The sequence below is a fragment of the Parafannyhessea sp. LCP19S3_B1 genome (genome assembly GCF_052121955.1).
In the GTDB taxonomy this organism is placed as follows: domain Bacteria; phylum Actinomycetota; class Coriobacteriia; order Coriobacteriales; family Atopobiaceae; genus Parafannyhessea.
Genome location: NZ_JBQKDH010000003.1, coordinates 99,168 through 123,285, shown reverse-complemented (window position 1 = coordinate 123,285; position 24,118 = coordinate 99,168). Strand labels below are relative to the sequence as shown.

The 24,118-nt window shown below is 67.5% G+C and carries 18 protein-coding genes and 1 tRNA gene; 11 read left to right on the top strand and 8 right to left on the bottom strand.

The window, feature by feature from the left end; genetic code table 11:
• Positions 1-16: 16 nt before the first annotated feature.
• The 4 genes from ACTQWE_RS02240 to ACTQWE_RS02225 form a co-directional block, all read right to left on the bottom strand.
• Positions 17-565, bottom strand: a complete 549-nt coding sequence (locus ACTQWE_RS02240) for a peptidylprolyl isomerase (RefSeq protein ID WP_441855416.1) — start codon at positions 563-565, stop codon at positions 17-19.
• A 107-nt stretch (positions 566-672) separates the two neighbouring features.
• Positions 673-1,668 carry a zinc ribbon domain-containing protein gene (locus ACTQWE_RS02235; protein ID WP_441921224.1) on the bottom strand — a complete coding sequence of 332 codons (996 nt, stop codon included), beginning with the start codon at positions 1,666-1,668 and terminating at the stop codon, positions 673-675.
• A 78-nt stretch (positions 1,669-1,746) separates the two neighbouring features.
• Positions 1,747-4,428, bottom strand: a complete 2,682-nt coding sequence (gene acnA / locus ACTQWE_RS02230) for an aconitate hydratase AcnA (protein WP_441855420.1) — start codon at positions 4,426-4,428, stop codon at positions 1,747-1,749.
• The gene (locus ACTQWE_RS02225) at positions 4,415-6,805 is read right to left on the bottom strand and encodes an HAD-IC family P-type ATPase (RefSeq protein WP_441855421.1); all 2,391 of its coding nucleotides are present in this window, start codon (positions 6,803-6,805) and stop codon (positions 4,415-4,417) included. The genes acnA and ACTQWE_RS02225 overlap by 14 nt, the downstream gene beginning before the upstream one ends.
• 139 nt (positions 6,806-6,944) lie before the next feature.
• Here ACTQWE_RS02225 and ACTQWE_RS02220 point away from each other — a divergent pair.
• The 9 genes from ACTQWE_RS02220 (at position 6,945) to ACTQWE_RS02180 (ending at position 16,397) form a co-directional block, all read left to right on the top strand.
• Positions 6,945-7,021, top strand: a tRNA-Arg gene (locus ACTQWE_RS02220).
• A gap of 149 nt (positions 7,022-7,170) precedes the next feature.
• The gene (gene aroF, locus ACTQWE_RS02215) at positions 7,171-8,208 is read left to right on the top strand and encodes a 3-deoxy-7-phosphoheptulonate synthase (protein WP_170104069.1); all 1,038 of its coding nucleotides are present in this window, start codon (positions 7,171-7,173) and stop codon (positions 8,206-8,208) included.
• Positions 8,208-9,071, top strand: a complete 864-nt coding sequence (locus tag ACTQWE_RS02210; protein ID WP_170104067.1) for a prephenate dehydrogenase — start codon at positions 8,208-8,210, stop codon at positions 9,069-9,071. The genes aroF and ACTQWE_RS02210 overlap by 1 nt, the downstream gene beginning before the upstream one ends.
• On the top strand, positions 9,068-10,162 hold the full coding sequence (aroB, locus tag ACTQWE_RS02205; protein ID WP_170104065.1) for a 3-dehydroquinate synthase: 1,095 nt from the start codon (positions 9,068-9,070) through the stop codon (positions 10,160-10,162). Before ACTQWE_RS02210 ends, aroB begins: the two co-directional genes overlap by 4 nt.
• A 17-nt stretch (positions 10,163-10,179) precedes the next feature.
• Positions 10,180-11,484 carry a 3-phosphoshikimate 1-carboxyvinyltransferase gene (gene aroA, locus ACTQWE_RS02200; RefSeq protein WP_441855424.1) on the top strand — a complete coding sequence of 435 codons (1,305 nt, stop codon included), beginning with the start codon at positions 10,180-10,182 and terminating at the stop codon, positions 11,482-11,484.
• Positions 11,485-11,487: 3 nt separating this feature from the next.
• On the top strand, positions 11,488-12,612 hold the full coding sequence (gene aroC, locus ACTQWE_RS02195) for a chorismate synthase (protein WP_441855425.1): 1,125 nt from the start codon (positions 11,488-11,490) through the stop codon (positions 12,610-12,612).
• A 90-nt stretch (positions 12,613-12,702) separates the two neighbouring features.
• Positions 12,703-13,848, top strand: a complete 1,146-nt coding sequence (locus tag ACTQWE_RS02190) for a bifunctional chorismate mutase/prephenate dehydratase (RefSeq protein ID WP_441855427.1) — start codon at positions 12,703-12,705, stop codon at positions 13,846-13,848.
• A 10-nt stretch (positions 13,849-13,858) separates the two neighbouring features.
• Complete coding sequence (locus ACTQWE_RS02185; RefSeq protein WP_441855556.1) at positions 13,859-15,154, top strand: shikimate kinase; 1,296 nt, start codon at positions 13,859-13,861, stop codon at positions 15,152-15,154.
• Between the two features lie 175 nt (positions 15,155-15,329).
• On the top strand, positions 15,330-16,397 hold the full coding sequence (locus tag ACTQWE_RS02180; RefSeq protein WP_441855429.1) for a type II 3-dehydroquinate dehydratase: 1,068 nt from the start codon (positions 15,330-15,332) through the stop codon (positions 16,395-16,397).
• 49 nt (positions 16,398-16,446) lie between these two features.
• On the opposite strand, the gene ACTQWE_RS02175 is transcribed toward ACTQWE_RS02180, so the two are convergent.
• Positions 16,447-17,058 carry a 5-formyltetrahydrofolate cyclo-ligase gene (locus ACTQWE_RS02175; protein ID WP_441855431.1) on the bottom strand — a complete coding sequence of 204 codons (612 nt, stop codon included), beginning with the start codon at positions 17,056-17,058 and terminating at the stop codon, positions 16,447-16,449.
• A gap of 109 nt (positions 17,059-17,167) precedes the next feature.
• Between ACTQWE_RS02175 and ACTQWE_RS02170 the strand changes: the two genes are divergently transcribed.
• Both ACTQWE_RS02170 and trpS read left to right on the top strand, forming a co-directional pair.
• Positions 17,168-17,902: a M48 family metallopeptidase gene (locus tag ACTQWE_RS02170; protein ID WP_441855433.1), complete on the top strand. Its 735-nt coding sequence runs from the start codon at positions 17,168-17,170 to the stop codon at positions 17,900-17,902.
• A 59-nt stretch (positions 17,903-17,961) separates the two neighbouring features.
• The gene (trpS, locus tag ACTQWE_RS02165) at positions 17,962-19,014 is read left to right on the top strand and encodes a tryptophan--tRNA ligase (protein WP_441855435.1); all 1,053 of its coding nucleotides are present in this window, start codon (positions 17,962-17,964) and stop codon (positions 19,012-19,014) included.
• 171 nt (positions 19,015-19,185) lie between these two features.
• Here the strand turns inward: trpS and ACTQWE_RS02160 are convergent, their stop codons facing one another.
• The 3 genes from ACTQWE_RS02160 to ACTQWE_RS02150 form a co-directional block, all read right to left on the bottom strand.
• Positions 19,186-20,724: a YfcC family protein gene (locus ACTQWE_RS02160; protein ID WP_441921222.1), complete on the bottom strand. Its 1,539-nt coding sequence runs from the start codon at positions 20,722-20,724 to the stop codon at positions 19,186-19,188.
• 225 nt (positions 20,725-20,949) lie between these two features.
• The gene (locus tag ACTQWE_RS02155) at positions 20,950-22,548 is read right to left on the bottom strand and encodes a YfcC family protein (RefSeq protein ID WP_441855439.1); all 1,599 of its coding nucleotides are present in this window, start codon (positions 22,546-22,548) and stop codon (positions 20,950-20,952) included.
• A 376-nt stretch (positions 22,549-22,924) separates the two neighbouring features.
• Positions 22,925-24,055 carry an aminotransferase gene (locus tag ACTQWE_RS02150; RefSeq protein ID WP_441855441.1) on the bottom strand — a complete coding sequence of 377 codons (1,131 nt, stop codon included), beginning with the start codon at positions 24,053-24,055 and terminating at the stop codon, positions 22,925-22,927.
• Between the last annotated feature and the right edge of the window lie 63 nt (positions 24,056-24,118).

The window sequence follows — 24,118 nt, the reverse complement described above, 5'->3', positions numbered from 1 at the left end:
GAGTGTTTCTGTTCTTCTATCGCTGCGCGTGCTCAATCCTGATGGACCGGATGAGGTCCCCCGCACGCAGCTTCGAGATGACGTCCATCCCCTCGATCGTGTTTCCGAACACCGTGTAGTTCGGGTCGAGGAAGTGCTGCGCGCCGAGGCAGAAGTAGAACTGGGAGCCGGCGGAGTCCGGGTTCTGGGAGCGCGCCATCGCAAGGGCGCCGTCTACATGGCTGTTGCGGGGGTTGACGTCGTACTCGTGCTTGATGCGATAGCCGGGACCGCCCGTGCCCGGCATGCCGTCCGGCCCGGGCATGCCCGAGGCGACCTGCTCGGGGGTCATGTCCCTCGTGTTCGGGCAGCCGCCCTGGATCACGAAGTCGGGGACGTAGCGGTGGAACTTCAGCCCATCATAGAAGCCTGCGCTCGCAAGCTCGCAGAAGTTCGCGACGTGGATGGGGGCGCCCTCTCCATCGAGCCTTACGCGGATGGTTCCCTTGCTCGTGTCGAACACGGCGACCTCGTCGCCAGCCACCTCGTACTCGGGCGTGTAGACGGGTTCGGAAAAGAATCCCATGTCTCCCCCTTCAAACAACGGTCGAGCTCTCGCTCGTGTTGAGCCTATTCATCCTGTTAATTCTAGCAGCAGCGATATTGTTTCACATATTCGGCAGAACGCATGCGTCACTCGGAGCTTTTCTTCGTCGGCTTCCAGTCGTCGTAGTTGTCCTCGAACAGCTTCTTGTAGCTTGCCGTGACCGATGCCCCGCCGTCCTTCAGGGGCTCCTCGATGAGCGACTTGTCCGTCTGCGGGTTGTCCGACATCGCGGAGCGCTTCCAGGCCTCGTACAGGGCGTCCATCCTGTTTCGCATGTAGTTGCCGAGCGTGAGGAGGTTCTTCTCGTCCTCCGCGTACGTGCCGGACGTGACGTCGACGTCCTTGATGTCGCCAATGAGGTTGCTTATCTCGAGGGATATCGCCTCGGCCTTGCTCTTGCCGGAGTTCCTCTGCTCCTGGGAGCCGGAGTACGCGACGTCGTTGAACAGGTCCTCGTTCTCGTCGACCTTGCTCTCGAGCGTCTTGAGCTTCTTGTACGCCTTCGTGAGCGCCTCGTAGGTGACGTCGTCCCCGCTCTTTGCAGACTTCTGGCTCGGGTCCTTGTCCTGGCCCTTCAGCTCCTTGATCGCGCCGGGATAGCCCGCCATGGACGTGCTCGCGTCCGTCTTTGCCCTGTCGTCGAACGCCCCGGGGTTCCAGGGATGCGTGATAAGCAGCACCAGGCCGCTCACCGCCGCCACGGCCGTCGCCATCGTGATAATCATGACCTTCGCCCGCGGCAGACGGTCGTGCTCCGCGACCGTGCTCGTGTCGTCGTCCTCGGAGGGTATGGCGCTCTCGATCCTGGGCATCACGTTCGTCTGCTCGCTGTCGCTCGACAGGTCGCCCGTCGCGTCTCCGGCCTCGATGGCCTGCTCCGCGAAGTCTCGGTCGTCCCCGGAGTCCACCGGCATGCCGCAGCACGGGCACACGAGCTCCCCCCTCGGGACGAGGGATCCGCAGCTCTTGCACCACGTCTCGTCCGCGTCGCGCTCTACGACGACGCGGTCCATGTCCGCGTGGCACGCTGGGCACTTCGAAAGCCCGTCTGGCACGTTTGATCCACAGTTAGGGCAAATCACAACACCGACCTCCAGGTCGCATCGATCGAAGGCGCAAGCGCCTCGCGGGGGCACGCCCGCACCCCCGCGAGGTCGATTCTACTCCGCGAGCTCGTCCAGCACGTAGGGCAGGATGCCGCCCGATGAAAGATAGTCCCCCTCCATCGGCGTGTCCACCCTCACGACGCACTCGAACACAATCTTCGTGCCGTCCGCCTTCGTCGCGGTGACGGTCGCCGTGCGATCCGCAGGCAGCCCGTCGCTCACGTCCACGGGCGACACGTCGAACGTCTCCGTCCCGTCGAGCCCGAGGGTCTCCGCACTCTCGCCCTCCCTGAGCTGCAGGGGAAGCACGCCCATCTGCACCAGGTTCGAGCGGTGGATGCGCTCGAAGCTCTGCGCGATGACGGCGCGCACGCCCAGGAGCGCCGGGCCCTTCCCCGCCCAGTCGCGGCTCGAGCCCGAGCCGTACAGCTTGCCGGCCACCACGACGAGCGGGATCTTGTGCTCCGCGTAGTCCACGGACGCGTCGAAGATGCTCTTGACCTTCCCGTCGACGAAGTCGCGGGTCCAGCCGCCCTTGCGCCCGTCAGCGAGCGCGTTCGAGAGCTTCACGTTCGCGAACGTGCCGCGCATCATGACCTCGTGGTTGCCGCGACGGCTGCCGTACGTGTTGAAGTCCTCGGGACTGACGCCGTGCTCGCGCAGGTAGCGGGCAGCCGGCGAGTCCGACGCGATCGCACCCGCGGGCGATATGTGGTCCGTCGTCACGAAGTCGCCGAGAAGGGCGAGCGCCCGCGCCCCGCGCACCTCCACGACGTCGCGGTGCACGGCGTCGTCGAAGTACGGAGCCCTCCGCACGTAGGTGGAGTCCTCGTCCCAGTCGAACGTGTCGCTCGAGCCCGCGTCGATGTCGCGCCACACGCTCGAGCCCTCGAACAGCCCGCGCGAGCCCTCCGCGAAGAGCTCCGGGGTGAGGACCTCGTCCAGCACGGCCGCGATCTCCTCGTTCGTGGGCATGATGTCCCTCAGCATGACCTCGCTTCCGTCGGCGCCCACGCCGACCGCCTCGTGCGCGAGGTCGACGTCGACCGTGCCGACGAGCGAGTACGCCACGACGAGCGCCGGCTGCATGAGGTAGTTCTGGCTCACGTACGGCGAGATGCGGCCCTCGAAGTTGCGGTTGCCGGAAAGCACGCTCGTGAGCTCCATGCTCGAAGAGAGCTCCTTTAGCGACTCCGGTATGTCGCCCGAGTTTCCGATGCAGCTCATGCAGCCGAATCCGCAGGTGTAGAAGCCAAGCTTCCTGAGGGCGCCCGTCAGCCCCGCGCGCTCGAGCATGAGCGACGTCACGCGCGAGCCCGGCGCCAGCACCTTCTTGACCCAGGGCTTCGGCGCAAGGCCGCGCTCGACGGCCTTCTTCGCCAGGATACCCGCGCCCACCATCATCGCGGGGTCCGTCGCCGTGGTGCAGCTGGTGATGGCCGCGATCGCGATGGCGCCGTGGCCCAGGCTCACGCTCTTCTCGCCCAGCGCCACGTCGAAGCGGGCGGCCGGGTCCTTCACGCCGTGCGCCGCGAGCCCCTTAGAGAAGCGCTCTGGCAGGCCGGCGGGCGTCACGCGGTCGTGCGGGCGCGACGGGCCGGCGAGGCTGGGCTCGACGGTCGCGAGGTCGAGCGTGACCTCGCGCGCGTACGTGCGGCCGCGCGTCTGTCCAAAGACGCCCTGCATGCCGAGGTAGGAGCGGATGAGCTCGACCTGGGCGTCGCTCCTGCCCGTGAGGCGCAGGTACTCGACGGAGCGCTCGTCCACGGGGAACAGCGTCGTCGTGGCACCGTACTCCGGCGTCATGTTCGCGACGCACGCGCGCTGCGTCGCGGTGAGCGTCTGGACGCCGTCGCCCGTGACCTCGACGAGCGTGCCGACGACGCCCTCCGCGCGCAGGAGCTGCGCCACGGTGAGCGCGAGGTCCATGCCGCTTGCGCCGTCGCGCAGCCTTCCCGTGAGCCTGAGAGACACGACGGGCGGCACGAGCATCGAGATGGGCTGCCCGAGGGCCGCGGCCTCCGCCTCGATGCCGCCGACGCCCCAGCCGAGCACGCCGAGGCCGTTCGCCGTCGTCGTGTGGGAGTCCGTGCCCACGAGCGTGTCGAAGCACGCGACGGGCTCATCGCCCGCGGCGAGCGCGTCCGTCCCCACGACCTGGCTGAAGCGCTCCATGTTCAGCTGGTGGCAGATGCCCTCCCCGGGCGGCACGATGCGCACGTTGTCGAAGGAGTTCGCCGCCCACTTGAGGAACGCGAAGCGCTCGCGGTTGCGCTGGGCCTCCTTGCGCTGGTTCTGGAGGGCGGCGTCCTCGGTCCCCGTCACGTCCGCGATGACGGAGTGGTCCACGACGAGCGTGCACGGGATGCGCGGGCTCACCTTGGACGGGTCGCCGCCGCGCTCGACCATGGCGTCGCGCATGGCCGCGAAGTCCACGAAGACGGGCACGCCCGTGAAGTCCTGGAACAGCACGCGCGACGGCATGAACTGGATCTCGCGGCCCTGCTCGCCGGCAAGGCCGGCCTCGACCACGCGGCTCGCGAGCTCGACGGCCTCCTCGTCCGTGGCGGCTCGGCGCACGCAGTTCTCGAGCAGCACCACGAGCGCCCTGGGCAGCCTGTCCGCGCCCGGCACGCCGGACACGTCGTACACCGCATACCCGGTGCCCGCGGCCTCGAGCGTCTTGGGGTGCCTGGCAGCCCTGACGGCGGCCTCGAACTCTTTACTCACTGTCATCAAGCGCCTCCAACTTCCTTATGAGGAACCCGACGAGGCCCCTGGGGCCGGCCTCCGCAACGGATTCGTCGTACAACCTGTTGAACAAGACTATCGCCACCGCCGCTATCGCGACGGACGTGACGGCAGAATTAAACGTAGGCGAAACGACCGAGAAGAACCCGGCCCCCGCCGTCGTTCCCGCGACCACGATGGCAACCACCACGCAGATGACGCCCACGCGCATGGTGTTGAGCGGCCGCGAGATCCTGTAGATGAGCGCGATGCCGACGGCGAACATCTGGAACATGCAGACCGTCGACATGACGCCGTCCGACCAGCCCATGAGCTTCGACGCCGCGATGGAGGCGACTATCGCGAGGATGATCGCGACGGACGCCGGCAGCGAGCGCGAGAGCACGTTCGTGAGGAACCTGCCCCGCACGCGCTCGTGGTTGGGCTCAAGCGCCAGCAAGAACGACGGCGCGCCGATGATCGCCGTGGACACCAGAGACATCTGCACGGGGATGAACGGGTACGGCGGCAGCACGATGCACACGAGCGCGAGCACGGCGGAGTACACGGTCTTCATGAGGAAGAGCGACGCTGAGCGCTGCAGGTTGTTGATGGAGCGCCGGCCCTCCGCCACCACCTCCGGCAGGTGCGCGAAGTCGTTGTCCGCAAGCACGATCTCGGCCACGTTCCTGGCCGCGGCCGAGCCCGACGCCATGGCGACTGAGCAGTCCGCGTCCTTCAGGGCGAGCACGTCGTTCACGCCGTCGCCCGTCATGGCGACCACGTGGCCCGCCTCGCGCAGCGTGCGCACCAGGCGCCGCTTCATGTGGGGCGTGACGCGGCCGAACACGCGGCACTTCTCCACGGCGTCCGCCACGTCCGCGTCCGTCTTCAGGGTCGAGGCGTCCACGCACCTCTCGGCCCCCGGCACCCCCACGGCCGCCGCGATGCTCGACGCCGTGCGCGGGTCGTCGCCGGATATGACGCGGATGTCCACGCCCTGTTCGCGAAAGTAGCGCATCGTCTGGGCGGCCGTCGGGCGGATCTGGTCGCGTATGCCCAAGAACCCCAGCACGCGCGGGGTCCCCACCGCGGAGCCGTCCCGCGAAAAGCCATCCACGCGCGCGACCACCAGCACGCGCATGAGGCCCGAAAACGAGCGCACCTCGTCCTCCACCTGCCCAAACGCGGCGCCCATCACAAACTGCGCCGCGCCCATCACCAGCGCCGTCCCGTCGGCCGTGACGCAGCCGGAGCACTTCGTCCTGGACGAGAAGGGCACGGCCCTCGTCACCGCGAGCGCCTCAACGCCCCGCGCCCTGCCGTACTCCAGGATCGCGCGCGCCGTCTCGTTCGCGTCCGCCTCGTTCGCGGCCGCGATCGTGACCGCGGCCTGCGCCGCGTCGCCGCGCACCTCCGCCACCTCCATGGCGCCCGTCGTGATGGTGCCCGTCTTGTCCAGGCACAGCACGTCCACGCGCGCGAGCGTCTCGACGCAGTACGACTGCTGCACCAGCACGCTCTTCGACGCGAGCCTCGTCGTCGCGATGGCAAGCACGCTCGACGTCAGGAGCACCAGCCCCTGCGGGATCATGCCCACCACGGCCGCGACGGTCTGCAGCACCGCGTCGTCGTAGCCGTAGCGGCCCATGAGGATGATGCGGACAAACAGCCCCGCGCCAAGCGGTATGAGCGCGATGGTGCCAAGCCGTATGATCGCGGACAGCGTGGAGAGTATCTCGGAGCGCACCCGCTTCACGTACTTCGCCTCGGCGTTGAGCTTCGCCGCGTACGCGTCGCGTCCCACGCGCGTTACGCGGTACGCAAACGCCCCGGAGTCCACGAACGATCCCGAGAGTACCTCGTCGCCCACGGACTTCTCTATGGCGTTGCTCTCGCCCGTCAGCAGGCTCTCGTCCATGCGCGGGCTGCCCCTCAGCACCACGCCGTCCGCCGGCACCTGGTCGCCGTGGGCAAGCATCACCACGTCGTCCCGCACGACCGCCGACACCGGCACGTGGCGCTTCTCGCCCGCGCGCAGCACGCACACGTCCTTCGCGGTCAGGATTGACAGCCGGTCCACCTTGCGCTTCGCGCGGATCTCCTGGAACACGCCAATGACGAGGTTGCTCGCGACCACGGCCATGAACGCGACGTTCTTGTAGGAGCCCGTGGAGACCACCAGGGCCGCCATCGCGACGTTCACGGCGTTGAACAGCGTGAACGTGTGCTCGCGAAGTATCTGCCACACGGACTTCGTCTTCACGTCCGCGTTCGCGTTCACCTGCCCGGCGCGCACGCGCTGCGCGACCTGCTCGTCCGTCAGGCCAAGCGTCGCGCGCTCGCCCTCGCCCAGACACGTGCCTCCGTCGCCTCGCTCCAAGAAACACCTCCGCCGCAGCCTCGTCCCGCGGCTTCCGCCGCGCATGCCGTCAAGCCAGTAGCCTCAGTCTACCCGATTTCAAAACGCGCCCGCGCTCCCCGCAAGACATTCCGGCGAACTTGTAGTAACATCTCTTTTTGGCCCCATAGCTCAGTGGATCAGAGCGTTCGCCTCCGGAGCGAAAGGTCGTGGGTTCGAGCCCCACTGGGGTCACCATCGCGTGACGAGGGACGCCTTCGGGCGTCCTTTTTTCGTAACGCTTTGAATACCGACGCGCTACATACCAAATACCATGCGTTAGCATCGTCAACGTATGGAAAGCTACTGCGCCCGCACGCATGCGTCGGCGCACGAAAGGTATGCACATGATCGCAATCGTTAAGGACTCGGCCACGCCAGAGCAGCTGAGCCACTTCGTCAAGTGGATCGAGGACCGCGGCTTCAAGACCAACGTCTCGAAGGGCGAGAACGAGACCATCGTCGGCATCATCGGCGACACCACGCAGATCGACCCGTTCCTGCTGGAGTCCATGGACATCATCGACCAGGTCAGGCGCGTCTCCGAGCCGTTCAAGAAGGCGAACCGCAAGTTCCACCCCGAGGACACCGTCGTCGACTGCGGCCACGGCGTGCTTCTGGGCGGCGGCAACTTCCAGGTCATCGCCGGCCCGTGCTCCGTCGAGGGCAAGGGCCTCATCGACATCGCCCGCGCCGTGAAGCGCTCCGGCGCCACGATGTTGCGCGGCGGCGCGTACAAGCCCCGCACCAGCCCGTACTCGTACCAGGGCATGGGCGAGAAGGGCCTCGACATCCTGCTCGAGGCGTCCGCGGAGCTCGACATGCCCGTCGTCACGGAGGTCATGGACCCCCGCGACGTCCAGCTCTTCCTGGACAAGGGGATCGACGTCATGCAGATCGGCGCGCGCAACGCCCAGAACTTCCCGCTCCTGCGCGAGGTCGGCAAGACCCGCACCCCGGTGCTCCTGAAGCGCGGCATGTCCGAGACCATCGACGAGCTCCTCATGGGCGCGGAGTACATCATGAGCGAGGGCAACCCCAACGTCATCCTGTGCGAGCGCGGCATCCGCACGTTCGAGACCCGCACGCGCAACACGTTCGACGTGAACGCGATCCCCGTGGTGCACCACCTGTCGCACCTGCCCATCATCGGCGACCCCAGCCACTCGACCGGCTACACGCGCTACGTGCGCCCCGCCGCGTACGCCGCGACGGCCGCCGGCGCGGACGGCCTCGAGATCGAGGTGCACGACAACCCGTCCCAGGCGTGGTCCGACGGCGCCCAGGCGCTCACGCCGGCGCAGTTCGACGACGCCATGCGTCGCATCCGCGTCATCCGAGAGGCCATCTGCCAGGACCTCGACGAGAGCGGGGTCGAGGCGTGATGGCACAGTCGACCTACGTTCCCGACAGGGTCGGCGTCGTCGGCCTCGGCCTCATGGGCGGCTCGTTCGCGAAGGCGGAGCACGAGGGCGGCCGCGAGGTGTACGCGTGGAACCGCACGCACGCCACCGTGGAGCTCGCGGAGATAGAGACCATCGACGGCGAGCTCACCGACGACATCATCCCCACGTGCGAGCTCGTCATCCTCGCGGGCTACCCCCAGTTCTCCATCGACTGGCTGCAGAGGAAGGCGGACCTCGTCTCTCCCGGCGCCATCGTCATCGACGCCGTGGGCGTGAAGCGCGTCATATGCGAGAAGTGCTTCGCCATCGCCGAGGGCCGCGACTGGACGTTCGTGGGCTGCCACCCCATGGCGGGCACCCAGTACTCCGGCTTCGCGCACTCCCGCGCGAACATGTTCCACGGCGCGCCCATGGTGGTCGTGCCGCCCAAGATGGACGACTTCGACCGCGCGAGCGTGCTCGAGCGCCTGAAGCACCTGCTCGAGCCGTGCGGCTTCGGCTCGTTCACGCTCGCGACCGCGGCGTTCCACGACGAGCAGATCGCGTACACGTCGCAGCTGGCGCACGTCGTCTCCAACGCGTACGTCAAGAGCCCCGCGGCCCAGAGCCACAAGGGCTTCTCCGCCGGCTCGTACAAGGACCTCACGCGCGTCGCGCGCCTGAACGCCCCCATGTGGCGCGAGCTGTTCCTCGACAACGCGGACAACCTCTCGCGCGAGATCGGGACGCTGATAGGAAACCTCCAGCAGTACAAGGACGCGATCGACGCGCGCGACGGGCAGAGGCTCGAGGCCCTTCTCGCCGAGGGCGACCGCCTGAAGAAGGAGGCCGAGCGCAGATGAGCACCTCGACCGTTCACGTGAGGACGCCGTCGCGCAGCTACGACGTCCTCATCGGCCAGGGCGTGATCGACGAGGTCGGCACGCTCACGCGAAGGGCGTGCGGCGGTGCGGCGGCATGCGTCATCTCGGACGACAACGTGGCGCCGTTGTACGCGAACGCCGTGGCCGAGTCGCTCGAGGACGCCGGCTACCGCACGACGCTCCAGGTGTTTCCCGCGGGCGAGAGGCACAAGCGCCTATCCACCCTCTCGGACCTGCTCGAGGGCCTCGCCGCGGCGGAGCTTTCGCGCGACGACGTCGTCGTCGCGGTCGGCGGCGGCGTCACCGGTGACATGGGCGGGCTCGCCGCGGCGCTGTACCTGCGCGGATGCAAGATCGTGCAGGTGCCCACGTCGCTTCTGGCCATGGTGGACTCCTCCGTCGGCGGGAAGACGGCCGTCGACCTCGAGGCCGGCAAGAACCTGGCCGGCGCGTTCTTCCAGCCGTCGCTCGTCGTCGCGGACGTCGACTGCCTCGACACGCTCACCCCGGAGCTTCTCACGGACTCGTGCGGCGAGGTCATCAAGCACGGCGTCATCCGCGACGAGGCGCTGTTCCGCCGCCTGGCGGCGCATCCCATCAACGCCGAGGGCTTCGACCGCCAGGAGCTCGCGGACGTGATCCGCCGCAACGTCGAGATCAAGCGCGACGTGGTTGACGCGGACGAGCGCGAGCGCGGGCTCCGCCAGATCCTGAACTTCGGCCACACCATCGGCCACGCGATCGAGGCGGCGAGCGACTTCGCGCTCGGCCACGGCTCGAGCGTCGCCGCGGGCATGTGCTGCATCGCCCGCGCGTCCGCGCGCATGGGCTGGTGCGCGCAGGACGTCGCGGACGACATCGTCTGCGCCGTGGCGGCCTATGGGCTCCCCACGGACACCGCGGTCGACCACGACACGCTCCTCTCGTTCGCCACGCACGACAAGAAGCGCCACGGGTCGACGGTGAACGTCGTCGTGCCCACGCGCATCGGCGCGGTCGAGGTCAGGACCGTTTCGCTGCCCGAGTTCCGCCACCTCGTCGACCTGGGCTGCGGCACGGGCGCCGCGTAGGCCCTAAGGAGAAGAGCATGGACGTCACGATCGAACCCCATCCGCTTTCGGGCACGGTAGCGGCGGTGGCCTCCAAGTCCGTCGCGCACCGGCTGCTCATCCTCGCGGCCCTCGCGGACGGCACGACCGACATAGACTGCAACACCACCTCGAAGGACATCGACGCCACGGCTCGCTGCCTCGAGGCGCTCGGCGCGCGCATCGCGCGCACGAGGCGCGCCTTCCGCGTGCGGCCCATCCCGCGCGACGCGGACGGCGCGCCGCTTGCCGCCTCGGGCGCGACGCTCGACTGCGGCGAGTCAGGCTCCACGCTGCGCTTCATGCTGCCCGTGGCGGCGGCGCTGGGGCGCCCGTGCGCGCTCGACGGCCACGGCCGCCTGGCCAAGCGCCCGCTCTCCCCCCTCTACGAGGAGCTGCTGTCCCACGGCGCGCGCCTCTCCCAGAGGGGCGTCCTGCCGCTTCGCGTCGAGGGAAGCCTCGCCGGCGGCACGTTCGACATCCCGGGCGACGTGTCGTCCCAGTACGTCTCGGGCCTCCTCATGGCGGCGCCGCTCCTTCCTGGCGGCGTGCGCGTGCGCGTGAGCGAGCCGTTCGAGTCGCGCGCGTACGTCACCATCACGACGGATGCCCTGCGCACGTTCGGCGTGGACGTCCGCGTTGGTCGCGAGCAGGCGGACGGCACGTCCTTCGAGGTGTTCGAGGTGGCGCACCAGCCGGTGCGCACGCCCGGGACCGTCGCCGTCGAGGGCGACTGGTCCAACTCCGCGTTCTGGCTCGCGGCCGGCGCCATCCGCGGACCCGTGTGCGTGACGGGGCTCGACCCCAGGAGCTCCCAGGGCGACCGCGCCATCGCCCGCGCCGCGTCGCTTCTGGGCGCACGCGCGCGCACCGCGGGCGAAGCCGCAACCGCGGAGCACGCCGCGCTCGTGGGCAGGACCGTGAGCGTGGCCGAGATCCCGGACCTGGTGCCCCCCATCGCGGCCATGGCCGCGTACGCCCGGGGAGAGACCCGCATCACCGACGCCGCGCGCCTGCGCCTGAAGGAGTCCGACCGACTCGAGACCGTGCGCGCCGCCATCGCGGGCATGGGAGGCGACGCCACGGTCGAGGGCGACGACCTTCTCGTCCGCGGCACGGGGACCCTTCCCGGCGGCGTCGTCGACGCGGCGAACGACCACCGCATCGCCATGATGGCGGCCGTGTGCGCCGCGCATGCGCAGGGCCCCACCACCATCCGCGGCGCGGAGTGCGTCGCGAAGTCCTACCCCACCTTCTTCGAGGACTTCCGCTCGCTGGGCGGAGTCGCGCGCGAAAGAGAGTAAGCCATGCCCTCCACCTTTGGAAACGCCCTCAGGGTCACCGTGTTCGGACAGTCTCACTCGCAGGCCGTCGGCTGCGTCGTGGAGGGGCTCCCCTCCGGCCACGTCGTCGACATGGAGGCGCTCCGGCGCTTCATGGCGCGACGCGCGCCCGGCCAGGGCCCGTGGACGACGCCGCGCAAGGAGGCGGACCTCCCGCGCGTCGTGAGCGGCCTCAACCCCAAGGGCGCCACGTGCGGCGCCCCGCTCGCCGTCGTGATCGAGAACACGAACACCCGCTCGCGCGACTACGACAACCTCATGGCGGTGCCGCGCCCGGGGCACGCGGACTACACCGCATGGGCAAAGTGGCACGGCAACCAGGACGTTCCCGGCGGCGGCCACTTCTCCGGCCGGCTGACGGCCCCCCTGTGCGCCGCGGGCGGCATCGCGCTCCAGGTGCTGGCCAAGCGCGGCGTGCGCGTGGGCGCGCACCTCCTGAGCGTGGCCGACGTGCGCGACGAGCCGCTGTGCGCGCTCGACAACGCGCCTGCGTCCCAGGCGCGCCTCCGGGCGCAGCTCGACGCGCTCGCGAACGGCCGCACGTTCCCCACGATAGACGACGCGGCCGGCAAGGCCATGCTCGCCGCCATAGACGACGCTCGCCGCGAGCTCGACTCCGTCGGCGGCGTCGTGGAGTGCGTGGCCACGGGCATGCCGGCGGGCGTGGGCTCGCCCATGTTCGACGGCATCGAGAACCTCGTCGCGCGCGCGGCGTTTGGCGTGCCCGCCGTGAAGGGCGTGGAGTTCGGCCGCGGGTTCGAGGCAGCGCGCCTGCGCGGCAGCGAGGACAACGACCCGTACCGCATGGTGGACGGCGCCGTCACGCCCGTCACGAACAACGCGGGCGGCGCGCTCGGCGGCATCACCACCGGCGCCCCCGTGCTCTTCCGCATGGCCCTCAAGCCCACGTCCAGCATCTCTCGCCCGCAGGAGAGCGTCGACCTCACCAGCGGCTCCGACGCCACGCTCGAGGTGCACGGACGCCACGACCCGTGCGTCGCGACGCGAGCCGTGCCCGTGGCGGAGGCCATCTGCGCGCTCGCGCTGCTGGACGCGCTCCTGAGCTTCCCGCCGGAGCCCCGGGCGTAGGCCCGGGCGTGCACGCCCACCAATCACGTAACACGAGGCCCGCGCGTTGGCCAGGCCGGCGCCACGGGCGAGAAGGACCACGGAGGAACAGTGGAAGACCTCTCTGACATCAGGAAAGAGATCGACTCGATAGACACGCAGATCGTGGAGCTCTTCAAGCGCCGCATGTCGTGCGCCGACGCGGTCGCCGCGTACAAGCGCGCCCACGACCTGCCCGTGCTCGACAGGTCGCGCGAGCGCGAGCTGCTGTCCAGGCGCGCCGCGCAGGTGCCCGAGGACATGAAGGTCTACACGGAGGTGCTGTTTGAGCTGCTGATGGAGGCGTCGCGCAACCGCCAGGGCGAGCACCTGGGCACGGAGGGCCACACGGTGGAGCAGATCCGCGACGCCCTCGCGCACAGCCCGGAGCTGTTCCCGCGGGACGCGTACGTGGCGTGCCAGGGGGTCGAGGGCGCGTACCAGCAGATCGCGACGGACCGCATCTTCCGTCACGCGAACATCGGCTACTTCGACACGTTCGACGCGGTGTTCCGCGCCGTGGAGGAGAACTACGCCGACTTCGGCGTGCTGCCGATCGAGAACAGCACGGCCGGCTCGGTCAACCAGGTGTTCGACCTCATGATGCGCCACAACTTCCACATCGTGCGCACGTGCCGCCTGAAGGTGGACCACAACCTGCTGGCGAAGCCCGGCTGCGGCCTTGGGGAAATACGTCACATCTATAGCCACGAACAGGCCATCAACCAGTGCGGCGAGTTCCTCTCGTCCCTTGAGGGCGTCACGGTGCACGCGTGCGAGAACACGGCCATGGCCTCGAAGATGGTTGCGGAGAGCGAGCGGCGCGACGTGGCCGCCCTCGCGTCCCGCGCGTGCGCCAGGATCTACGGGCTGGACGTGCTCGCGTCGAGCGTGCAGGACCAGGGCAACAACTACACGCGCTTCGCGTGCATATCTAAGGACCTCGCCATCTACCCCGGCGCCGACCGCAGCACGTTCATGCTGGTGGTGAACCACGAGCCGGGCGCGCTGTACAAGGTGCTCGCGAAGTTCTACGACCTCGACATCAACATCATCAAGCTCGAGAGCCGCCCCATACCCGACCGCGACTTCGAATTCATGTTCTACTTCGACATCGACTGCCCCGCCGCCTCCCCGGAGTTCTTCACGCTGGTGCGCTCGCTGGAGTCCACGTGCGAGGAGTTCCGCTACCTCGGCAGCTACAGCGAGGTGATCTGACGTGTCGCAGATGGAGAGCGCGCCCTCGCGCGGCAGCCGCTTTGGCCTGCTGGGACGCACGCTTGGCCACAGCTGGTCGCCGCTCATCCACGCGCGGCTGGGCTCCACCCCGTACGACCTCATCGAGCTGGAGCCCGATGAGGTCGCCCCGTTCGTGCGCGAAGACGCGTCGTGGCGCGGCCTCAACGTGACCATCCCGTACAAGCGCGACGCGGCGCGGCTCGCGGACGAGCGCTCCGAGCGCGTGGAGCGCCTGGGCGTTGCGAACACGCTCGTGCGCAGGCCGGACGGCAGCGTCTACGCGGACAACACGGACGTCTTGGGCTTTGGGTGGATGCTGGAGTCGTTCTGCCGCGAGCGCCTGGGCCTTGCGGGCGCCTCCGCGCTTTCGGGGGCGGACGTCCTCGTGCTGGGCGACGGCGGCGCGAGCCAGGCCGTGCAGGCGGCGCTTGAGGACACCGGCGCGCACGTGTCCGTCATATCGCGCCACGGGAACGACGGCTACGAGGGCCTTCCCGGGCGGCACCCCCACGCGCTTCTCGTCGTGAACACGACGCCGGTGGGCATGTACCCCAAGTGCCCGGCCTCCGTGGTGGCGGAGGACGACCTCGCCGCGCTCCCGGAGCTGCGCGGCGTTCTGGACGTGGTGTACAACCCGCGGCGCACCGGCATCTGCCTTGCGGCGGAGCGCCTGGGCCTGCCGTGGCAGAGCGGCCTGGCCATGCTGGTGGCGCAGGCGCTCTTCTCGAGCGAGCTGTTCCAGGGCACGCCGCTCGACCGGTCGCTCGTGGGCGCCATCGAGCGCGAGATCTTGAGCCAGACCGCCAACGTCGTGCTCATTGGCATGCCGGGCGTGGGAAAGACCACCACGGGCCGTGCGCTCGCGCACCTGCTGGGACGTCCGTTCGTGGACCTGGACGACGCGTTCAGGCTCGAGTTTGGCACCTCGGCGGCCGATTTCATCCGCGCGCACGGCGAGGCGGAGTTCCGCGCGAGGGAGACGCGGGTCGCGGCCGACTACGGCAGCCGCTCCAGCCTCGTGGTGGCCTGCGGCGGCGGCATCGTCACCCAGCCGCGCAACTACGACCTCCTGCACCAGAACGGCACCATCGTCCAGCTGGACCGCCCCGCCGAGCAGCTGTCGCAGGCAAACAGGCCGCTGTCACAGGAGCGCGGCGTCCAGGCGCTCGCGAGGGAGCGCCTGCCGCTGTACCGCGCGTGGGCGGACCTTGTGCAGCCGTGCACGGGAAGCGCCGCGGGCGACGCCCGCGCCATCGCGGCGTCGTTGGGGCTCTCTGCGCGATAGCCGTGCCACGTGGGGCGCGTTCCGGGAACGAGCGCTTCTCGGAAACGTTGTCGGGAACGTTTACGGAAAACATCGCTACGCTCACGCCGCCGACACCCAATGGAAACGCCTCTTTCCCCGCGCACCCGTATACTTGGCTTCGGACACAAGGCTCAACGTTTGGAGACTCTGGCATATGGACGCGCAGGCGGCCGCGCGGGCGGTACTCAAGAACATCGGAGGCAAGGGCAACGTCGTGCAGAACGACCTGTGCATGACGCGTCTTAGGCTGCGCGTGGCAAACCCCACGCTCATCGACCGCGACGCTCTCATCGGCACGAAGGGCGTGCTCGGCGTGGTGACCTTTGGCTCCAATGGGCTCGAGGTCGTGTTTGGCCCGCGCTCCGTGCAGGAGGTGTTCGACGCGTTCCAGGAGCTCACGGGCCTGGAGCCCACCATGGAGCTCCCGCCCCTGGGAAGGCGCGCCGCAAACGGCATAAACGTGCACATAACGGACGCCAAGCCACGCGAGACCGTCTTCGACGGGCCCGCGGGCGCCGTGGACGACGCCTCCACGGCAACGCCCCAGCCCCGTGCGCAGGCGCCTCTCCCCCATGCACCCGAGGCCGGGCGCCCGCGTAACGCGGCGGACGCCGACGGCGCACTCGACCTGCAGCGCCTCATGGAGCTGGACGAGGCCATCGACCCGGACGACGATGCCGACGACCTGTACGAGACGTTCGGGGACGACCCCGCGGAGGACGTCCCCGCGGGCGAGAAGGACGCGGGCGCCGCGGGCGAAGGCGCCCTCCCCGCCAGCGGCCCGCGCCTGCTCGTGATCAACGGGCCCAACATCAACCTGCTGGGCGTGCGTGAGCCTGACCTCTACGGTCACGAGGACTATGCGTCGCTGCTGTCGCTCTGCCACGAGGTGGCCCAGGACGCCGGCTTCGCGTCGTGCGAGTGCTACCAGTCCAACCACGAGGGCGACATCGTGGACCGCATACAGGAGGCCATGGGCACCATCGACGGCATCGTCATCAACCCGGCCGCCTACACGCACACGTCCGTCGCGATCCTGGACGCGCTCAAGGCCGTGCAGATTCCCGCGGTGGAGGTCCACATCTCCAAGGTGAGCGAGCGCGAGGACTTCCGCCAGGTCTCCTACGTGCGCAAGGCGTGCTTCGAGACCATCATGGGCATGGGCATCCAGGGCTACGCGAAGGCCATCCGCGACCTGGCAGACCACCTGTCGCGGCTCTAGCGTCCCCCGCCGGCCCCGAGCCCCGCCACAAGGCGCCCCGGTCCGGGCGCTACCTGCCTTCGTCCCTGCGACAGCGCCAGATTGCGCCGTCGCTCACGATTACGTCCACGGCCACGTCGTGGTCGTCGTGCGGAAGCGGGTTGCTGCTAATCTGCATGCCGCGCGCAAGGCCCACCTTCGTGCCCGCGTACCTCGCCAGGAAGTTGTCGTAGTAGCCGGCACCGTAGCCAATGCGGTGGCCCTCCGCGTCAAAAACCAGTCCTGGCACCAGGCAGACGGAGTCCGCAAGCGCCTCGCTCGTCAAAATGGCGGCCTCGTCCGCCGCGGGCTCCAGCACGCCGCGCGCGCCGGCGCGCAGGCCGTCCAGCGTGGACACCTCCACAAACTGGAGCGACGTCGGACCGGGAACGCAGCGCGGCAGCGCCACGCGCTTGCCGTCCGCCCATGCGCGCTCGACGATCTTGCGGGTGGGAATCTCGTCCTCGAACGGCACGTACGCCAGAAGCCACGTGTCGCGACGGTACTCCGGAAGCGCCCTCAGGTTGCTGGCGATGCTTCCGTCCAGCCTCATCCTGAACCTGGGGCTCAGCCCCTTCCGCACGGCCAGGTAGCTCTCGCGGAGCGCGGACTTGCTCGCATCCTCACCACAAGAACTGGCCATCGGCTCCCTTTCCACGTCGCATTCGTCTAAAGTCTAACCCATACAGGCCCGCAACGGGGACGTCCATCCCCGCCCGGCAACAATTTCGTCCCACAATGGAGATGCGCCCGTGCCCCAGACCGCGCAACAGACCATCCGCCTCGGCACCATAGACGTCACCGTGATCAGAAAGCGAGTCAGCCGCGTCAACCTGCGCGTCCGTCGCGACGGCTCCGTCGCCGTGAGCGCCCCCGCCCGCGTCCCGCTCGCGCAGATCCGCGCGTTCGTCGAGTCGCGCGAGGATTGGGTCCGCTCCGCGCGCTCGCAGGCGCTCGCCCGCCAGGCCGCGCGCGCCCAGTCCCTGCAAGACGGCGGCACCACGCGCCTTCTGGGCAGGACGCTCGCCCTCTCGGTCGAGAAGGACCTCCCCTCCGGGTCCGCGCCGCATGCCACGTGCGCAGACGGCGCGGTCGTCGCCCACGTGGACGCCGCGGACGCCGGCCCCGCAAGCGTGGACCTCGCGCTGCAGTCCCTGTGGCGCTCCACGCTGGAGGAGCTTCTCCCTCCCCTGCTCGAGCGCTACGAGCACCTAATGGGCGTCCGCTGCACCGGGATCCGCCTCCGCCGCATGACGTCGCGCTGGGGCTCGTGCAACGTCCGCACGGGGCGCGTCACGCTCAACCTCGAGCTCGCGTGCCATCCCGCGTCCAGCGTGGAGTCCGTCGTCGCGCACGAGCTCTGCCACCTGCTGGAGCCCAGCCACAACGAGCGCTTCCACGCGCTCATGGACGGCTTCTGCCCCTGGTGGCGCGAGGCCAGGGCAGAGCTCAACTCCCTGCCGCCCACGCGCCCCGTTTTGCCGTAGGATAGAGGGGCTGGCCTTTCGCCGGCACCTGACACCAAACCACGCAAGGAGAGAAACCCATGCCCAACGAGGGAAGCTACGAGGCCGCCCTGAAGCGTAGCAGGGAGGTCGAGTCGGACATCGCCGCCGGCAAGGTCGAGAAGTACACCATGCTCACGGGCGACAGGCCCACCGGGCGCCTGCACCTGGGCCACTACTTCGGCACCATCAAGGAGCGCGTGCGCCTGCAGGACCTCGGCGTCCGCACGAACATCATCATCGCGGACTACCAGGTCATCACGGACCGCGACACGACGGAGCACATCCGCGACAACGTGTACAACATGGTGATGGACTACCTCGCCTGCGGGATCGACCCCGCCAAGACCATGATCTTCACCCACTCCGCCGTCCCGGCCGAGAACCAGCTCATGCTGCCGTTCCTCTCGCTCGTGACCGAGGCAGAGCTCCAGCGCAACCCCACCGTGAAGGCCGAGATGGAGGCGTCCGGCCACTCGCTCACGGGGCTTCTGCTCACCTACCCGGTGCACCAGGCGTGCGACATCCTGTTCTGCAAGGGCAACATCGTGCCCGTCGGCCGCGACCAGCTCCCCCACATAGAGGTCACCAGCAAGATCGCGCGCCGCTTCAACGAGCGCTACGGCAAGGTGTTCCCGGACGTGACGGGCCTCCTCACCTCCACGCCGCTCATCCCCGGCCTCGACGGCCGCAAGATGAGCAAGTCCTACGGAAACGCCATCTCGATCTCCATGACGGCGGATGAGACCGCGCGCCTCATCAAGAAGTCCAAGACCGACTCCGAGCGCTTCATCACGTTCGACCCCGACAACCGCCCCGGCGTGTCCGCGCTGCTCACCACCGCGGGCATCTGCACCGGCCGCGACCCGCGTGAGATCGCGGAGGAGATCGGCAACGGCGGTTCCGGTCAGCTCAAGAAGTACGTCACACAGGCCGTGAACGACTACTTCGAGCCCATCCGCGAGCGTCGCCACCAGTACGAGGACGACCTCGACTACGTGAGGGACGTCCTGCACGACGGCAACGCCAAGGCCAACGACATCGCGCGCCAGACCCTGGACGAGGTCCGCGAGGCCATGGGCATGGTCTACTAGCGCCGCGCGGTCCGCGCGGCCGCCACGGGCACGGCAGACACCGCTGCCGACCACTTGCACCAACGAAGACAGGAGCCCTTCTCGCCCAGCGCACCTGGCGCAGGCGAGAGGGGCTCCCGGTTCAGGTGACGCCCCTTCCTGGGCTCGTCAGCATGCCACACGAAGCCGAGCCTACAGCACCACCATCGCGACGGCGAGCACCGCCACGTTCACGATGGCCGTCACCAGCACGACCTTGCCCACGAACTTGAGCCACGTGCCGTACTCCACGCGCGAGAGCGCAAGTCCGCCCATGATCGCGCCGTTCGCGGGCGTAAAGTAGTTGACAACGCCGCTTGCAGAGGCGAACACGTTGATCATGATGGCCGGGTTGAACCCAAGCGACTGCGTCAGCGGCCCCATGATGGGCATCGAGATCGTCGCCATGCTCGAGGTGCCCGGAATGAGGATGGACAGCAGGAAGTACAGCACGTAGCTTCCCGCGGCAAACACGACGGGTGACGTGCCGTTGAGCGCAGCCGCCACTTGGTGCAGCACGTAGAGCGAGAGCCCCGTCTGTCCCATAAGGATGGCGACCCCGCGCGAGAGGCCCACGATCATCACGACGCCCGTCATCTCTCCGCAGCCAGAGAGGAACGTGAACACGAGCTCGTGCTCGTCGAAGCCCGCGGCGATGCCGATCACTATTGCCATGACGAGGAACCACGTGGTCGACTCCGCGAAGTACCACTCGCCCAGCGGAACGCCCGTGAGGAAGGACGACCATCCCGCGTCGTCCACGACCTCGTTCGTGAGCGTCCCCTTGGCGTCCTTCGGGGTGACGCTAAGGCGTCCCAGCTTGTCCGCCTCGTACTGGCGCTCGATGTCCTTCGCCGTCACGGTCTCGGTCACCTCGTGTGACCTCGAGCCCGCCGAGAACGCGTCTATGCCAAGCTTGCCCCAGGGCACGAACCCCACGATCATCACAAGAAACGAGAGCCCAAACAGCCACAGGACCACCTTCTGCTTGCGCGAGAGCGGCTCGTACTGGTTGCCGACGGCCGTCGTGTCGCCGTACGCCTCCTCCGAGGCCGCAACCTCGTCCGCGCTCATGAGCGTACGCCTGCGGTCGGCCCTCACGCCCTTCGCGTACCTCATCACGAAGTACACGGAGACGAGGTAGGACGTGACAAGAAGCACCAGACCAAGACCGATGACCACGCCTTGGTCCGCGACGATTCCGCTCGACGCCAGCACGTCCGCGGCAATGCCCGTCGCGAACGGGTTCACCGTGGAGCCAAGGCAGCCGACGCCTGCGCCGAGAAGGACCATCATCGCGCCCGTGAGCGCATCGAAGCCCGCGGCCATCATGGTTGCGGAGAGCAGGGCGTAAAAGCCCACCGTCTCCTCGCAGAAGCCGTACGTGCTACCCAAGATCGCGAATATGAGCATGAGGACGGGAATCAGCTTGAGCTCGTTTCCGCCCATCTTGCGCACGAGCGCGCCAATGCCCACGGACAGCGCGTCAGTCTTGTTCACGATTGCCAGGAAGCCTCCGAGCACAAAGACGAAGAGCGCGACGCCAAGGCCGTCCTTGAAACCGTTCACAGGGGACATCATGAGGTCCCCAAACGGAACGGCCGTCACCTCGCTCGTAAAGCGTGACATTACGAGGCTGAGTATCGCTATTGCAAGAAGAAGAATGAACATGATGGAGAACGATGTGAGCATTCTCCGCTTGTGCCCAGCTGACATACGGTACATCCTCTCATGAAAACGGGCCGCCCATGCGGCCCAACCATTCGATAACAGATGTACTGTAACATCATCGTAACATGAAATTCTTACATATTTGCAGATGTGGGCAACCTTCGGTAAACGTGCCGCTGCCAAGCCGTGCATCCCAAAAAGGGCGCCTCCCGAGGGAGACGCCCTTCTCTGCCTCTTGCGCGCAGGCTACGCCGGGATGGCGACCATCGCGATGGAGAGGATTACCATGCAGGCGACCGAGATCGCGATGACGATCTTGAGCGCGAACTTGACCCAGGTGCCGTACTCGATGCGGGACAGGGCCAGGCCGCCCATGATCGCGCCGGAGGTCGGGGTGATCAGGTTCACGACGCCGCACGCGGCGGAGAAGACCATGATCATGATCGCGGGATTGAAGCCGAGCCTTGCAGCCAGGGGCCCGAGGATGGGCATGGACAGCGTTGCCAGGCCGGAGGTCGACGGGATGAGGAAGGACAGCAGGAAGAGGAGCAGGAACGAGCCGATGGTGAACACGACCGCGGGGGTGCCGTTGAGGGCGTTCGCGGAGTTCGCGAGGACCAGGTTCGCGAGGCCCGTGCTCTTCATGAGGACGGAGACGCCACGGGAGACCGCGATGATCATGACGACCGACATCATGTCGCCGGCGCCCGCCATGAACGTGTCGACGATCTCGTGCTCGGACAGGCCGCCGATGATGCCGATGAGGATGGCGAGGAGCAGGAACCAGGTGGTGGACTCGGCGAAGTACCACTGGCCGAGCGGGGTGCCCGTCAGGAACGCGGACCAGCCGGCGTTGTCGGTGACGGTGGTCGTGAGCTTGCCCTTGACGTTCTTGTCGAGCTTAAGGGTGCCGAGATCGTCGTCCGAGTACTGCTGCTCGATGTCAGCCGCGGTGACCGTGGAGGTCTCGTCGTGCGAGGAGGAGCCGGCCACGAACGCGTTCACGCCGAGGTCCTCCCAGGGCACGAAGGAGATGACCATGATGACGAAGGCGGCCGCGAAGACCCAGAGGACGCCCTTCTGCTTGCCGGTGAGGCTCTTCTTCTCGTCAGACTCGTTGTCGCTGGCATAGGAGGCGAGGGACGCGTCGATCTCATCCTGGCTCATGAGGGACTTGGAGGGGTCGGCCTTGACGCGCTTGGCGTACTGCAGGACGAAGAAGACGGAGATCGCGTAGGAGACGACGAGGAGGACGAGGCCGAGGCCGATGACGACGGCCTGGTTGACCTTGATGCCCATGTCGGTGAGCGCGGAGCTCGCGATGCCGGTGGCGAAGGGGTTCACCGTGGAGCCGAGGCAGCCGACGCCGGCGCCGAGCAGCACGATCATGGCACCGCTGAGGGAGTCATACCCTGCGGCGATCATGGTGGCGGAGAGCAGGGCGTAGAAGCCGACGGTCTCCTCGCACATGCCGTAGGTGGTGCCGCCGAAGGCGAAGATCGCCATGAGGATGGGGATGAGCTTCAGCTCGTTGCCGTTCATCTTCGCGACGAGGACGTCGATGCCGGTCGCAAGGGCGTCGGTCTTGTTCACGATGCCGAGGAAGCCACCGAGGACCATGACGAAGAGGCAGACGTCGACGGCGTCCTTGAAGCCGTTGACGGACGCCATGGTGAAGCTGCCGAGCGTGGCGCCGGTGACGGTTCCCTGGATGTCCTCATAGTGGAACGAGGTTCCGTTCAGCAGAATCGAGATGATTGCCACGAGGGCCAACAGAATGAAGATGATCGAGAAAGACGTGAGCATCTTCCTCTTCTTCTTCGGCTGCGCTGTCGTATCAGACATGACCGCAACTCCTTTCGGCGCAAGGCGCCCTTGAACTTTACAGCGCCTGTGTAACACCATCGGTACACAAAACGCTCAATTCCGCTATATATCCTACACGCATTCGCCAAATCTCGTCCACGCGGTTCGTGAGCGTTATCCAATAGTCGGTGAGTTGTTACACGGACGTTAATCACGGAATTCGATGCGCCCACCAGCGAAACTAAGCCGCTTGCCGATGCATGGGTTTTGCACGCGCAACAAATGCCAGCTCAAGGTCATGACGTCATTTTGGGTCAAGGGGATAATCCTCTCACCCCGCTGTATTCAAAAAGTAGAAGCGGATATGTATTATGCATATCCGCTTCAATAATATTACTGTTTTCGTCAGAAGTCGCTACTTGTCGTACTCCGCAAGCGCATCGCCAAGGAGGGCAAGCCCCTTCCTCAGGACGTCCTCGTGGCAGCAGTAGCCGAGCCTGGCGCCGTTAGGCAGCTCGAACCTGGTGCCGGGCACGAGCAGCACTCCCCTCTCGCTCAGGATCCTCTTGCAGAACTCCTCGTCCGACTCGGGAATGTCGAGCTGCAGGTACGAGACGGACACGCCCTTCGGGTCGTTCCACTTCGCACGGGGCTGCCCCTTCACCCACTCCGCCACGATGTCGTGGTTCGTGTGGCAGATCCTGCGGTTGCGCTCGAGGATGGTCTGGCGGTTCTTCAGCACGTACGTGGCGAGGATGTCGTTGAACACGCCGGCGCAGATCATGGAGTAGTCCCTATAGACGCGCACGCGCTGGGCGACGTCCTCGTCCGCGACGACCCAGCCGATGCGGGCGCCGGGAGTGGAGTACGTCTTGCTCACGGAGTTCGTGACGATGGCCTTCTCGTACACGTCGGCCATGGACCAGTAGTTCTCCGTGTCGTCCATCGGCATGTACACCTCGTCCGACAGGACGTACGCGCCGACGGACCTCGCGATGTCAGCGATCTGCTCGAGCGTGTCCTTGTCCAGCACGCAGCCCACGGGGTTGGACGCGTTGTTGATGCAGATGAGCTTCGTGTTGGGCTTGACGAGGCGCTTCAGCTTCTCGACGTCCGGCTTCCAGCCGAGTCCCTCCTCGAGCTCCCAGTAGTCGACCTCGGCACCAAGCTGGCGCGGAACCTCGTAGAGCGGCGTGTACGTGGGCCACTCCGCCACGACGTGGTCGCCGGGCTCGATGAGCACGTGCATCGCGTTCAGGTTCGCGCCGGTGCAGCCGTTCGTCTGCAGGATCCTGCTCGGGCTCACGGGGTTGCGATACAGCTTCGCCACCTCGTCCTTGAACTCCGGGGACCCCTCGATCCAGCCGTAGTTCATGACCTCGCGGTTGAGGCTCTCATAGAACGTCGCACCCTCCTCGCCGTCGAGGGCCATCAGCTCGTCCATCGTGAACGAGGCGAAGGTGGACTGCGCGATGTCCCACTTCGCGCTCTTCTCGTACACGTTCAGCCAGTCCTCGCAGCCGATGAGCTTGATAGGGTTGTTCATAGGTTCCTCCTTACACAGAAGGGCGAGAAGCACATCAGCCCCTCGCCCTTCGCTGGTTTTGAT

What these genes read in the sequence shown, in the direction of transcription:
- ACTQWE_RS02240 (WP_441855416.1), bottom strand. Translation starts at nt 565, where the DNA reads ATGGGATTCTTTTCCGAACCCGTCTACACGCCCGAGTACGAGGTGGCT.
- acnA (WP_441855420.1), bottom strand. Translation starts at nt 4,428, where the DNA reads ATGACAGTGAGTAAAGAGTTCGAGGCCGCCGTCAGGGCTGCCAGGCAC.
- aroF (WP_170104069.1), top strand. Translation starts at nt 7,171, where the DNA reads ATGATCGCAATCGTTAAGGACTCGGCCACGCCAGAGCAGCTGAGCCAC.
- ACTQWE_RS02210 (WP_170104067.1), top strand. Translation starts at nt 8,208, where the DNA reads ATGGCACAGTCGACCTACGTTCCCGACAGGGTCGGCGTCGTCGGCCTC.
- aroB (WP_170104065.1), top strand. Translation starts at nt 9,068, where the DNA reads ATGAGCACCTCGACCGTTCACGTGAGGACGCCGTCGCGCAGCTACGAC.
- aroA (WP_441855424.1), top strand. Translation starts at nt 10,180, where the DNA reads ATGGACGTCACGATCGAACCCCATCCGCTTTCGGGCACGGTAGCGGCG.
- aroC (WP_441855425.1), top strand. Translation starts at nt 11,488, where the DNA reads ATGCCCTCCACCTTTGGAAACGCCCTCAGGGTCACCGTGTTCGGACAG.
- ACTQWE_RS02185 (WP_441855556.1), top strand. Translation starts at nt 13,859, where the DNA reads ATGGAGAGCGCGCCCTCGCGCGGCAGCCGCTTTGGCCTGCTGGGACGC.
- ACTQWE_RS02180 (WP_441855429.1), top strand. Translation starts at nt 15,330, where the DNA reads ATGGACGCGCAGGCGGCCGCGCGGGCGGTACTCAAGAACATCGGAGGC.
- ACTQWE_RS02175 (WP_441855431.1), bottom strand. Translation starts at nt 17,058, where the DNA reads ATGGCCAGTTCTTGTGGTGAGGATGCGAGCAAGTCCGCGCTCCGCGAG.
- trpS (WP_441855435.1), top strand. Translation starts at nt 17,962, where the DNA reads ATGCCCAACGAGGGAAGCTACGAGGCCGCCCTGAAGCGTAGCAGGGAG.
- ACTQWE_RS02160 (WP_441921222.1), bottom strand. Translation starts at nt 20,724, where the DNA reads ATGCTCACATCGTTCTCCATCATGTTCATTCTTCTTCTTGCAATAGCG.
- ACTQWE_RS02155 (WP_441855439.1), bottom strand. Translation starts at nt 22,548, where the DNA reads ATGTCTGATACGACAGCGCAGCCGAAGAAGAAGAGGAAGATGCTCACG.
- ACTQWE_RS02150 (WP_441855441.1), bottom strand. Translation starts at nt 24,055, where the DNA reads ATGAACAACCCTATCAAGCTCATCGGCTGCGAGGACTGGCTGAACGTG.